This window comes from Martinezella tropici (assembly GCF_008370325.1).
GTDB classification, from domain to species: domain Bacteria; phylum Pseudomonadota; class Alphaproteobacteria; order Rhizobiales; family Rhizobiaceae; genus Rhizobium; species Rhizobium tropici_B.
In genome coordinates, this window is record NZ_VNIP01000009.1 from 230,114 (window position 1) to 242,696 (window position 12,583).

13 protein-coding genes are annotated in these 12,583 nt (G+C 60.1%); 3 read left to right on the plus strand and 10 right to left on the minus strand.

Going from position 1 to position 12,583, the window contains the following annotated elements; all coding sequences use genetic code 11:
• Position 1: 1 nt before the first annotated feature.
• On the plus strand, positions 2-457 hold the full coding sequence (locus FP026_RS17980) for a cyclic nucleotide-binding domain-containing protein (protein WP_149635988.1): 456 nt from the start codon (positions 2-4) through the stop codon (positions 455-457).
• A gap of 16 nt (positions 458-473) precedes the next feature.
• Here the strand turns inward: FP026_RS17980 and FP026_RS17985 are convergent, their stop codons facing one another.
• From FP026_RS17985 to tesB, 6 genes are all read right to left on the minus strand, one after another.
• Entirely contained in the window at positions 474-1,277 is an 804-nt protein-coding gene (locus FP026_RS17985) for an exodeoxyribonuclease III (RefSeq protein WP_149635989.1), read from the minus strand.
• Between the two features lie 195 nt (positions 1,278-1,472).
• Positions 1,473-2,147, minus strand: coding sequence for an outer-membrane lipoprotein carrier protein LolA (locus FP026_RS17990; protein ID WP_149635990.1), 675 nt, complete (start codon positions 2,145-2,147; stop codon positions 1,473-1,475).
• A gap of 140 nt (positions 2,148-2,287) precedes the next feature.
• Positions 2,288-4,960, minus strand: coding sequence for an FtsK/SpoIIIE family DNA translocase (locus tag FP026_RS17995; protein ID WP_149635991.1), 2,673 nt, complete (start codon positions 4,958-4,960; stop codon positions 2,288-2,290).
• A 273-nt stretch (positions 4,961-5,233) separates the two neighbouring features.
• The gene (locus FP026_RS18000) at positions 5,234-6,601 is read right to left on the minus strand and encodes an ammonium transporter (RefSeq protein WP_149635992.1); all 1,368 of its coding nucleotides are present in this window, start codon (positions 6,599-6,601) and stop codon (positions 5,234-5,236) included.
• A gap of 27 nt (positions 6,602-6,628) precedes the next feature.
• Positions 6,629-6,979 (minus strand): P-II family nitrogen regulator, encoded by a 351-nt coding sequence (locus tag FP026_RS18005; protein ID WP_184704411.1) that lies wholly within the window; start codon positions 6,977-6,979, stop codon positions 6,629-6,631.
• Between the two features lie 214 nt (positions 6,980-7,193).
• A complete protein-coding gene (gene tesB, locus FP026_RS18010; RefSeq protein WP_149635994.1) occupies positions 7,194-8,078 on the minus strand; it encodes an acyl-CoA thioesterase II in 885 nt (294 codons plus the stop codon).
• Between the two features lie 83 nt (positions 8,079-8,161).
• Between tesB and FP026_RS18015 the strand changes: the two genes are divergently transcribed.
• Positions 8,162-9,376 (plus strand): ubiquinone biosynthesis hydroxylase, encoded by a 1,215-nt coding sequence (locus FP026_RS18015; protein WP_149635995.1) that lies wholly within the window; start codon positions 8,162-8,164, stop codon positions 9,374-9,376.
• Between the two features lie 138 nt (positions 9,377-9,514).
• Here the strand turns inward: FP026_RS18015 and FP026_RS30960 are convergent, their stop codons facing one another.
• The 3 genes from FP026_RS30960 to FP026_RS18030 all read right to left on the minus strand — a co-directional run bounded on the left by FP026_RS30960 (position 9,515) and on the right by FP026_RS18030 (position 11,015).
• Positions 9,515-9,673, minus strand: coding sequence for a helix-turn-helix domain-containing protein (locus tag FP026_RS30960; protein WP_149636147.1), 159 nt, complete (start codon positions 9,671-9,673; stop codon positions 9,515-9,517).
• A gap of 192 nt (positions 9,674-9,865) precedes the next feature.
• Positions 9,866-10,228 carry an antibiotic biosynthesis monooxygenase family protein gene (locus FP026_RS18025; RefSeq protein ID WP_149635996.1) on the minus strand — a complete coding sequence of 121 codons (363 nt, stop codon included), beginning with the start codon at positions 10,226-10,228 and terminating at the stop codon, positions 9,866-9,868.
• A 10-nt stretch (positions 10,229-10,238) separates the two neighbouring features.
• On the minus strand, positions 10,239-11,015 hold the full coding sequence (locus FP026_RS18030) for a nuclear transport factor 2 family protein (RefSeq protein WP_149635997.1): 777 nt from the start codon (positions 11,013-11,015) through the stop codon (positions 10,239-10,241).
• A 268-nt stretch (positions 11,016-11,283) separates the two neighbouring features.
• On the opposite strand from FP026_RS18030, the gene FP026_RS18035 reads away from it, so the two are divergent.
• The gene (locus tag FP026_RS18035) at positions 11,284-12,165 is read left to right on the plus strand and encodes a LysR family transcriptional regulator (RefSeq protein WP_188112616.1); all 882 of its coding nucleotides are present in this window, start codon (positions 11,284-11,286) and stop codon (positions 12,163-12,165) included.
• Positions 12,166-12,393: 228 nt separating this feature from the next.
• Here FP026_RS18035 and FP026_RS18040 read toward each other — a convergent pair whose 3' ends face one another.
• Complete coding sequence (locus FP026_RS18040; RefSeq protein ID WP_149635999.1) at positions 12,394-12,582, minus strand: Trm112 family protein; 189 nt, start codon at positions 12,580-12,582, stop codon at positions 12,394-12,396.
• Position 12,583 lies beyond the last annotated feature (1 nt).

The window sequence follows — 12,583 nt, forward strand, 5'->3', positions numbered from 1 at the left end:
CATGGCACTGAACGACGATATCCGACTGCTGTCGCAACTGCCGCTGTTCCACGGCATGGGCGATGAGCCGCTGCGGCTGATCGCCTTCGGTGCCGATCGCCGCCATGTGAACGAAGGTCAGACGCTGTTCAGGGAAAAATCTCCCGCCGAATGCGCCTATGTCGTCACACGTGGCAGTTTTGAGCTGAGCACCATCGATGCGGGCGGGCAATCGCAGGTCGAAGCAGTGGTCCAGGCTGGCACCATGCTTTCAGAGCTGGCGCTGGTAACGCTGGTAGAGCGGAAATATACGGCCGTTGCCGCCGAGGAATCCGACGTGATCCGCATCACGCGTGCCCTTTTCCATCGGCTGATCGAAGAATATCCGGACGCCGGCCTGCTGATCCAGAACCGCATCCGTGAAAACTTCGCCGCCCTAGCGAAGCAGGCGGCTGCGCTTCTCGGCCGATTTTCTTAAGTATCGCCGAACCTTTTCAGAGGTTGAAATGCGCCATGACCGGCACATGATCGGACGGACGATCCCAGCCGCGCGCCGCCTTGAGGATCTCGATCCGCTGCAGGAGCGGGCCGAGATCGGAGGATGACCAGATGTGGTCGAGGCGGCGGCCGCGGTCGGCAGCTTCCCAATCCTTGGCGCGGTAACTCCACCACGTATAGAGCTTTTCGTTTTCCGGCACGTGCTGGCGCATCAGGTCGAGCCAGGCGCCGCGCTTCATCACCTCGATCAGCCCGTCGGTTTCGACAGGCGTATGGCTGACGATCTTCAGCAATTGCTTATGCGACCAGACGTCATGCTCCAGCGGCGCGATATTGAGATCGCCGACGAGGATCGCGGAGGTGTTCTGCTCGGCATTGGCATGCAGCCGCTTCATTTCCTCGATGAAATCGAGCTTGTGGCCGAACTTCGGATTGACGGTGCGATCCGGCTCGTCGCCGCCAGCCGGAACATAGAAATTATGCAGGCGCACGCGCCGGCCGCCGCGCTCGAAGATCGCCGAAATATGTCTGCTATCGCCGACATTGCAATAATCCTGCCGGTGATCCTCGCTCAGCGGGATGCGCGAGGCGATCGCAACGCCATGATAGCCCTTCTGGCCGTGAACGATAGTGTGTTCATAGCCGAGGGCGCGGAGGGGAGCATACGGAAAAAGCTCGTTCGGAACCTTGGTTTCCTGCAGGCAGAGGATGTCGGGCCGGGCTAGCATGACGAACTGCTCGACGATGGGCATGCGCAGCCGCACCGAATTGATGTTCCAGGTCGCGATCGATAAACCCATGCCCAAGCCCTTCCCTAAGAACAATTCCAGGAAAAGTGCGCAGCGGTTTTCCGCCCGGAATTGCGTCAAAACAGACAGCTGGAGTGGTTCGGCGATTCCGCGAAACGCCCCAGTCAGGCTAAGGCTTTAGACCGGCAGCAACGGAAAGGAAAGCGCCATTCGGCACTTACCTGCGGCAGAATATAGAGAGAGCGATCAGCGCGTATAATCGATGCGGAAAACGCTGTCGTCGAAGGCGACATTGGTCTTCACATTGTTGATGATGACGTCGGTCGTCTTGCCCTGCGGATCGATCACGGTCCATTGGCGCAAGTCGTAGCTCTTCGAATCGAAAATCATCGTGATGGTGGAATCGCCGAAGACGGTGCGGTTGCCGAGGGTGATCTTGGTGAGATCCGGCTTGGAATCGACATCGCGAACCATGTCGGCGGAAAGATCGATCTTGTTGGCCAGCAGCAGGCTCAGCGGCGTCTTCGACAGCTGATACATGTTTCGCGTCTGCGTCTGGTCGTTGATGACCTGCACGTTGTTGCCGTCACAGATGACGCGCATGCGGGACGGCGGATCGTAGTTGAAGCGCATCTTGCCGGGCCGCTGGATGAAGAATGTGCCGCTCATCTGATCGCCGCGCGGGCCGATCTGCAGGAAGCCGCCCTTCATCGATTTGATGGACGAGAAGTGATCGGCAATAGCCTGGGCAATGCCGGGATTGAGGGCGGCTGCCGCTGGCTGTGCCTGTGTTTCGGCCTGTGCCTGCGCAAGGGCCGAAACCGGCAGAGCGCCTGCCGCGCCGACCGCGATCACCGCGCCGAGGAAATGCCGGCGGGTCAGGGAAAGTCGGCTGGACGGCTGCGCATCAAACTTGGTCATCGAATTCTCCTTCATGCTTTGTCCATGGCGCGCAAAATCGGCGTCTTCATGGCGCGGCGGCGGCCCATGTGTGGTTGTGGGCCACAATCAAATTTCCCTGAGCGTAGCCAGGATATGCGGTGCGAAAAGGACCTGTGGCCTCAGCGATCCAGAATATCGGCCTCGGTGGGAACGAGAATCTCGCGCTTGCCGGCATGATTGGCCGGGCCGATCACGCCTTCCTGCTCCATGCGCTCGATGAGCGAGGCGGCGCGGTTGTAACCGATGCCGAGGCGGCGCTGGATATAGGAGGTCGAAGCCTTGCCGTCGCGCAGGACGATTGCGACCGCCTGATCGTAGGGGTCCTCCGAATCGGAAAGATTGGAGGTGCCCGCCGGCCCGTGGCCGTCATCATCCTCGTCGTCATCAGCGGTGATCGCATCGAGATATTGCGGCGCGCCCTGCGTCTTCAGATAGGCGACGATATCTTCCACCTCTCCATCGGCGACGAAGGGGCCGTGGACGCGCTGGATGCGCCCACCGCCGGCCATGTAGAGCATGTCGCCCATGCCGAGCAGCTGCTCCGCACCCTGCTCACCGAGGATGGTGCGGCTATCGATCTTCGAGGTCACCTGGAAGGAGATGCGGGTCGGGAAGTTCGCCTTGATAGTGCCGGTGATGACGTCGACCGACGGACGCTGCGTTGCCATGATGACGTGGATGCCGGCAGCACGCGCCATCTGCGCCAGGCGCTGCACCGCGCCTTCGATATCCTTGCCCGCGACCATCATCAGGTCGGCCATTTCGTCGATGATGACGACGATATAGGGCATCGGCTTCAGGTCGAATTCTTCCGTCTCGTAGATCGCTTCGCCGGTCTGCCGGTCGAAGCCGGTCTGCACCGTGCGGCTGATCGCCTCGCCCTTGGCAACCGCCTGCTCGACGCGGCTGTTGAAGCCGTCGATGTTGCGCACGCCGATCTTCGACATCTTCTTGTAGCGCTCTTCCATCTCGCGGACGGTCCATTTGAGCGCGACGACGGCCTTCTTCGGGTCGGTGACGACAGGCGACAAGAGATGCGGAATGCCGTCATAGACGGAGAGTTCCAGCATCTTCGGATCGATCATGATCAGGCGGCATTGCTCCGGCGTCATGCGGTAGAGCAGCGATAGGATCATGGTATTGATCGCGACGGATTTACCCGAGCCGGTGGTACCGGCCACGAGCAGATGCGGCATCTTGGCGAGATCGGCAATCACGGGCTCACCGCCGATCGTCTTGCCGAGCGACATCGCAAGCTTGGCCTTGGAAGTCTCGAAATCGCGGCTGGCGATGAGCTCGCGCAGATAGACCGTTTCGCGCGTCGAGTTCGGCAGTTCGATGCCGATCGCATTGCGGCCGGGAACGACGGCGACGCGGGCGGCGATCGCGCTCATCGAGCGGGCGATATCGTCGGCAAGGCCGATGACCCGCGAGGACTTGATGCCGGGCGCCGGCTCCAGTTCGTAAAGCGTCACGACCGGGCCGGGACGGACATGGATGATCTCGCCCTTGACGCCGAAATCCTCCAGCACGCCTTCGAGCATGCGGGCATTCTGCTCCAGCGCGTCGGCCGAGAGTGTCGCATCGCGGGCGACGGCCTTCGGCTCGGCCAGCAGGTGGACGGCCGGAAGCTGGAAGCCATAGGGGCGGATGAAGGAGGTTTGCGCCTCGCGTTCGGCCCGCGCGCCAGGCTTCGGGCGCGGCGCGGCCGGGGTGACGCGATGGCCGGCAGCCGCTCCCCTCGGTGAGGTGGCGGTCAACGGCCAGTCATCGTCTTCGTCATCGGGCAGGATGCCGGCCGGGCGCGGCGGATCTCGTTCATAGATCGAATCCTCGTCTTCATCCTCGTCATCGCTGAGGCTGATCGATGGCGCAGACACCACGCGGCGCGCTGCAGCACCATCCATGGAGGGCTCGAGACGATCGCCGCGAGCAACCGGCGCCTTGGCGCGCACAGGTTCGTTCAGGGTTCCGAATTCGTCGTCGTTGAAATCATAGGGCGCATCGAATGCGTGGTCGCGGCGCTTGCGCGGACCCATGCCGAACAAGCGGCGAAGGCGGGCCTGGGCATTGTACCAAGCATGCATGACGGCACCGAAGGCGAGGAAATTGCTAAGGAAGCCGCCGCAGTCGTCATCCTCGTCTTCATCGCCCACCCGGCGCGCGCGGCTACGCGTTTCCTCGTAATCCTCCTCTCCCTCTTCATCCTCGACCAGGCTTTCGCCGATTACGCCGGAGGCGAAGAGCATGAGCCAGATGGCCGGAATGGCAAGAAGCGAGCCGATGATGGTGGCCACGACGCCGCTCGGATAGGTGCCGATGAACAAGGCGGGAAAGCGCAGGAGAAGATCGCCGACCACGCCGCCGATGCCGTTCGGGATCGGCCAGGTCGGCGGCGCCGGAAAACAGGCGATCGAGCCGGCCGCGACGACGCAGCCGCCGAACCAGGCGCCGAGCCGTGAGGGCACGCGATGAAGCTTGCGATTGGAAATCAGCGCGAAGGCCCAGGCGACGATCGGCAGCAGCGCCAGCACCGAGGCAAGGCCGAGCGACTGCATCATGATGTCGGCAAAGGCAGCACCAGGAAAACCGAGAAGATTGGTCGGCGCATTGGCGGTTGCGTAGGAATAGCTGGGATCCATGACGTTCCAGGTCGCCAGCGCCGCCACGGCGAGCGCCAATAGGAACAGCAATGCGAAGCCCGTCAGGCCCTTGACCTGACGCCAAACGACACTCGATAGCGATAAACGGTCTGGCCGACCGCTCAACGCCGCCGAATTGCTTCTGCCCATGATATCCAGCCCCGTTCCTTGTCGATAGCGCAAGCGAATCGGTCTATGCCCACTCGCCGGCAGGTTAGCTCTACCTAATCAGAGGAGAGTTAATGGCATGTTAACCATGCGCCCCGAGCCTACGAATCGCCGATTTTTACGGCGCGCTGAGCTGTACAAACAAAAAGGGCCCGAACCGGGGTTCGGGCCAAAAGCGGCCTATTTGCAATGAAACAGGTCGCGACGGGACGTTCAGCGATGCCGGAGGCCTTGCCCCGGCATCGCAAGCTCCGATCAGGAATTGTGGTATGCGGCTTCGCCGTGGGAGGCGAGGTCGAGACCTTCGCGCTCTGCTTCCGGAGCAACCCGCAGGCCGATGATGACGTCGACGACCTTGTAGAGGATGGCGGAGCCGATGCCGCACCACAGGATGGTGGTGACGACGGCGGTCAGCTGCACGATGACCTGGCTGCTCATGGTGACACCTTCGGCATAGCCGACGCCGCCGAGCGAGGCGCTGGCGAAGATGCCGGTTGCGATGGCGCCGAAGATGCCGCCGATGCAGTGTACGCCGAAGACATCAGCCGTATCGTCATAGCCGAACTTGTTCTTCACGACCGAGACGAAGAAGTAGCAAAGCGGCGAAACGATGAGGCCCATGACGATCGCGCCCATCGGGCCGGCGATGCCGGCGGCAGGCGTGATGGCGACGAGGCCAGCGACCATGCCCGAAGCGCCACCGAGCATGGAGGCTTTGCCGCGGGTGAAGGTTTCGACCAGCGACCAAGAGATGATGGCGGCCGCGGTTGCGATGAAGGTGTTGACGGTTGCGAGCATTGCGCCGCCGGATGCTTCGAGGTTCGAGCCGGCGTTGAAGCCGAACCAGCCGACCCAGAGCATGGATGCGCCGACCATGGTCAGCGTCATGGAGTGCGGAGCCATCATGTCCTTGCCGAAGCCGACGCGCTTGCCGACGAGAATGGCGCCGACGATGCCTGCGATACCGGCATTGATGTGAACGACGGTGCCGCCTGCGAAGTCGAGAGCGCCCATCTTGAAGAGCATGCCGTTGGAATCCCAGACCATGTGAGCGATCGGGAAGTAGACGAAGGTCGCCCACAGTGCGCAGAAGAGCACGGCCGCGCCAAACTTGATGCGCTCGGCGAAGGCGCCGATGATCAGGGCCGGCGTGATGGCGGCAAAGGTCATCTGGAACAGCATGAAGATGAATTCAGGGATGACGACGCCCTTGGAGAAGGTCGCAGCCGTCGTCGAGGTCGAGACGCCCGACAGGAACATCTTGGCCGTGCCGCCCCAATAAGGGCTGGTGCCGCCGCCGAAGGCAAAAGAGTAGCCGTAGAGGACCCAGATGATCATCACGACCGCGCCGATCATCGTGCACTGCATCAGCACGGAGAGCATGTTCTTCGCGCGGACGAGACCGCCGTAAAACAGCGCCAGACCCGGGACGAGCATGAAGAGCACCAGAATGGTGGAAATGAACATAAAGGCGGTGTCGCCCTTATCCGGAACCGGAGCGGCAGCGGTCGCAGCGGCTGCGGCCGGAGCGGCCTCCTGCGCAAACGCGATCGCCGGCGCGAGCAAGGCCGCAGAAAGAGCGCCCACCCGTGTCAAGGTGGAGGAAAGCTTGGAAAATGACATGCAAATAACTCCCTGATCAGCCGTGTCTTACAGAGCTTCGGAATCGGTTTCGCCGGTACGGATGCGCACGGCATGGTCAATCGAATAGACAAAGATCTTGCCGTCGCCGATCTGGCCGGTCTTGGCAGCCGCCGCGATGGCCTCGACGGCCTTGTCGACGATTTCGGATGCGACCGCGACCTCGATCTTGAGCTTCGGCAGGAAGCTGACGGCGTATTCGGTGCCGCGATAGATCTCGGTATGCCCTTTCTGGCGCCCGTAGCCTTTCACCTCGGTCACAGTCAGGCCCTGGATGCCGACAGCCGTGAGGGCCTCACGGACCTCATCGAGCTTGAACGGCTTGATAATGGCCATCACAATTTTCATCTGGTTTCCCATCCTTTGTTTACCCTCGGCATGGAGCCGACTCTCCTTGCCGCCGACGATTGTTTCAGCAGCGACCGGGTATACACATTCAAGGGGCGTGCCAGATTCGTGACACATTTATAAGATATTGAAATATAACGGATTTATTACAGGAAGCCAATAAAGCGGCAGCTCGCGGCGCGGTTGTCGCATAAATAAAGTGCAAATTTACAAATTTGCACTTTATTTAATCATTTGCCTTTTTACGAATCAGGCCTTCCTGCGCCACGGACGCAATCAGGACACCGGATCGCGTAAACAGGCTGCCGCGGGTAAATCCGCGTGCGCCGGAAGCGCTGGGGCTTTCCTGGCTATAGAGCAGCCAGTCGTCGAGCTTGAACGGGCGATGGAACCACATGGCATGGTCGAGGCTCGCCACCTGGACGTTTGGGTCGAGAACCGATGTGCCATGCGCATTGAGGGCAACATCGAGCAGCGTCATGTCGGAGAGATAGGCAAGCACGGCATTCTGGTAGAGCCGGTCGTCCGGCACCGGCCCGGTCAGGCGGATCCAGATATTCTGCCGCTGGCTTGGCTGCGAGCGGGAAAAATAGCTCTCGATCGAAACGGGCCTGATTTCGATCGCCCGTTTGCGTTCCCAGTAGCGGCGCACATTCTCCGGCGCGTGGGCGAGATAACGCTGCTTGACCTGCTCCTCGTCCATCAGCTCCTCCGGCATCGGCACATCAGGCATGTCGCCCTGATGATCGAAGCCCGGCTCGTCGAGCTGGAAGGATGCCGTCAGCGCAAAAATCGCCTTGCCGTGCTGGACTGCGAGCACCCGCCGCGTGTTGAAGCTGGAGCCATCGCGCAGGCGGTCGACCTGATAGAGGATTGGAACCGAGGGGTCGCCTGGCAGCATGAAATAGGCATGCAGCGAATGCGCGAAGCGATCGCCATCCACGGTTCTCTGCGCCGCCATCAGCGCCTGGCCGATGACCTGCCCGCCGAAGACGCGCTGCCAGCCGACCTGCGGGCTGTTGCCGCGAAACAGGTTCATCTCGATCGTTTCCAGATCAAGCGTCGCAAGCACGGTTTCCATCGGGGTGAGCTTCTCGGTCTCTCGCGACATTTTGCTTGAACTCCAATGGTAGGAACCACGAACAGGATGTTCTATATAGAGCAGGAAGTGACAGTAAGACACGGGGAAGTATTATGTTGGACATGCTGGTAGTGGGTGGCGGATATGTGGGTCTTGCCGCAGCGGTCGCAGTCAAGCAGGCAGCTCCCCACCTCGACGTCATGATCGTGGAAGCGGCGCCCGAAACCGCATGGAAGAAGGACATGCGGGCATCGGCGGTCATCGCGGCCGCCTCGAAGATGCTCGATGTCCTGGGCATCTGGGACGAGATCGCGCCGGAGGCCGAGCCGATCACCCGCATGATCGTCACCGATTCGCGCACCAGCGATCCCGTGCGCCCCGTCTTCCTCACCTTCGACGGCGAAGTCGCCGAAGGCCAGCCCTTCGCCCATATGGTGCCGAATCTGACCATGGTCGGGGCGCTCCGCGGCGCTTGCGAGCGTCTCGGCATCACGATCAAGCATGGCCTCAGCGCCACCGGATTCGTCACTGACGACGCCAAGACAACCCTCACCCTCTCGGATGGCAGCACGCTGGAAACGCGGCTCCTGGTCGCCTGCGACGGCGTGCGTTCCAGGCTGCGCGACATGGCCGGTATCAAGACGGTCAACTGGGACTACGGCCAGTCCGGCATCGTCGTCACCGTCGAGCACGAGCGGCCGCATGGCGGCTGCGCCGAGGAGCATTTCCTGCCCTCCGGCCCTTTCGCCATCCTGCCGCTGAAGAACAACCGCTCCTCGCTCGTCTGGACGGAGCGCACCCCTGACGCCGAACGGCTGGTCGCCTCCGACGACCTGCTCTTCGAAGAGGAACTGGAACGCCGCTTCGGCCACAAGCTCGGCGCACTGCACGCCGTCGGCGAGCGCCGCGCCTTCCCGCTCGGCCTGACGCTTGCCCGCGCCTTCGTCGCGCCGCGCTTCGCGCTGGCGGGCGACGCCGCCCACGGCATCCACCCGATCTCCGGCCAGGGCCTCAATCTCGGCTTCAAGGATGTGGCGGCGCTCGCCGAAACCATCGTCGAGGCGGATCGCCTCGGCCTCGATATCGGCTCGATCAATATCCTCGAGCGCTACCAGACCTGGCGCCGCTTCGACACCTTCCGCATGGGGGTGACGACCGACGTGCTGAACCGGCTGTTCTCCAATGACAATACGCCGCTTCGCATCGCCCGCGACTTCGGGCTTGGGATCGTCGACCGCCTGCCAAACCTCAAATCCTTCTTCATCGGCCAGGCTGCCGGCACGACCGCTAGGGATAATCCGCGGCTGCTGGCTGGCGAGGCGATTTGAGTGCGGGAAAATGGGAGGAGTGTAGTTCGCCGCAGATGTCTGCGAAAGGGCCGGAAGCGGAATGGCGGCTGTTGGCGAAAGGACTGTCGATAGCAGGCTTTAGAATTGTGCTTGTCAACGGGGGCCGACGAGACATGTTCAAACGAGCTGCCGCCGAAATTGACCGAGCGTGCCGCCAAAGCGGCGAGCGAACTGCCGTGTTAGATGTGCCTGATCGGCAAATCCGCATGATACCGCCACCTGCGCAAGCGGTACGGAAAGGTTTTGGACTAAGTGCCAAGCCCGATCGAGGCGCAGCCCCTAAGCATAGGAATAGACAGCAACGCCGAAGGCTTCGCGAAAATGCCGGGTGAAAGTGCCCAAGGACAGTGGTTCACAGACACCGCAATTTGTGATCCCAGCTGTGTCAGAAAATCTGCGACCAGATATAACACGACGCTGACCGGCCGACCCAACAGTCGTTGGGTGAGCCGCGTCTGGGCGACGAGTTCAGCGCTTCACGATGTCATAACGAGTCATCGTCATTGTTGACGCGTCGATCATTCCCATGAACTGCGATGCTGCGGGTGCAGTTGCGAAGGTGTCCATGGATGCTTGTGCCGCTTCGGCGGATTTCCAATGCACGATCACGAGCCATTGACGGCCGTTTATCGCGACTTCCCGCGAAATGAAACCGGGCTGCTTACTGACATGCTGATCTTCGATGGCTTTGTCGACTTTCGCGAACGTGTCCGCTGACACGCCATCCTTCAAGTTCATCGTCACCACTTCGACGACATGCTTCTCTTGAGCCATTACAACACCAGACATTGAAAGCAGAAATAAGAAGGAAATGGACAGAAGGAATTTCATCGCACCCTCCCTAGAACTTTCCGTTGTTATGGGCCATCTGAGCCGGGATTGCGGAAATCGTATCCCAATGCTCGACAATTTTCCCATTCTCTATGCGGAAGAGGTCGAAGAAGGCGGTTGGCGTTTCACCCAAGCTGCCCTCCGAAGCGGTGAACACGAAGTTGCCCTCGGCAACGATCAAATGCGCCTCGGTGTAAGCCATTGACTGGCCGGCAGCAGCCATTGCCTTCAGCGCCGCGCCCAAACCTTCCAATCCGTTGCCCACCATCGGATTGTGCTGGATATAGGTCTCGGTCGAGACATAATCTGTGATCTTCTGCGGCGCCGTGCCGATGAGCACGTCATGAACAAAGTTTTCGACGAGCGCACGGTTTGCGGCGGTTTTAGCGAGGTCCCGGATGTCGGTCGCGCCGTCTGTCATCGAATTGCCACTTGCCGTTTTCGACGCCGGCACGGCGGCTTGCAGATTGTCCCAGTGTTCAGCGACCTTGCCGTTTTCGACACGGAACACGTCAAATGCGACCATGGTTTGGCCCCCGAAGGCCTGTGCATTGTCGTAGGTCGAATGCAGAACCACCAAATTTCCTTCTGCCAGGATACGGTGGGTAGTAGCGGTCAGGCCAGTTTCCTTCAGCGCGGGCAGGAACCCGAGGATAGGAGCGGCACCTGTCGGTACAGCGGGGTTGTGCTGAATGTAGTTTTCTTTGAGAAGGTGACCTGCGGCTTGTGGATCAAAGTCTGTGAACAGCGCCACTACTGCGCTCTGCACTATTTCTTTTGGGCTCATTTCGAATTCCTTTCATTGGGTAAGCGCTAGGTGGCGCGGGAACTCGCCATAGAAACTGTGGAGTTCACGCCAACGACAACTCGGCAAAGAGCCGATGAAATCGCTCCAAGAAAATCGATAGGCCATCGGAGTTGCTTGCCACCGGGAGCACTCCCTCTATCGAAAAGCGGCACTTCAGAACTAATTGCTCTCAGAATTTAGCACTGGCGATTATCCGCCGAAACGGCGATTATGGCGTCTCAGTCTCGCCAAAATGGAGGCAATTGGGATGGATAAAATTGACGGGATGCGAACCTTTGTCGCTGCGGTCGAGTCGGGATCATTTGCGGCCGCGAGCGTTCGTCTGGGCATTTCTGGCAAACTCGTCAGTAAGTACATCGCAAAACTCGAAGCCGACTTGGGAATGAGTTTGCTTCATCGCACTACCCGATCTATGTCATTGACGCATGATGGTCGTATCTATCTTGAGGGATGCCGGCGCGTTTTAAACGAACTCGATTTGCTGGACATGACCCTTGAGGCATCAAGCGGCCTGAAGGGCACGTTGCGTGTCGCGGCGCCGCTGACTTTTGGCGAAACGGTCGTCGCTGCCGCCGCTCTCGATTTCATGGTGACCCATCCTGATGTCACGGTCGAGCTGGATTTGTCCGATGAATACGTCAACCTTGCTGAAAAAGGTTTCGATCTGGCCGTGCGCATCGGCACGTTGAAAGACTCAAGCTTGATGACTCGAAAGCTGGGAGAGGCAAAGCTTTTGGTTGTCGCCGCTCCATCCTATATTCAACGCCACGGTAAACCCGAACATCCTGCCGAATTGTCCAGTCACATTTGCATTCGCGATGCAAACAATCCTGACCCTAACCGTTGGCCCTTCCTAGTTGAAGGAAAGCAGATTCACGTCCCGGTGACTGGTCCCTTCATCTCCAATAGCCCTCCTGCATGCCTTGTGCCCGCGCGCGCGGGAAAGGGTATCTTCATCTGCCCCGACGTCTTTCTAACTGACGACTTCAGGGAGGAAAGGCTGGTCCAACTTCTCATCCCTTTTCCGTCAAGAACGATCGCGATTCAAGCCGTCCAGTTGCCATCGGCCTTTCGAAAACCCAAGGTCGCCTCATTCATCCACGTCTTAAGAAAGCACATGAAGATTTGAAGACCGAAAGCGCGGCTGTGGAGCAGTCCCTTAAGAACCGGACAGGATCTTGTCGAACAATTTGACGGAGCCAGGGTGCAACACCGCTGGCGCCTGGATGGCAGCTATCGGGATTTAGCGATTTATAAGCGATTGTCCGAGAAGGAGACGCAAAGTTGCCACTCCATTGATCCCCGAGAGGAACGGCCGGCCCCTACCCCTACTCCACCATCCCGAACTGAACCAGCCTCAATCCTCGATACGTCTCGCTTCCGAAATCAGCATGATCGGAATGCCGTCGCGGATCGGATAGGCAAGGCGGCCCTTTTCCGAGATCAGCTCGTTCTTTTCCCGGTCATAGCTCAACCGCCCCTTGGTAAGCGGGCAGACGAGCAGTTCGAGCAGTTTGGGATCCACCTTGCTGACGGTGATATCCATG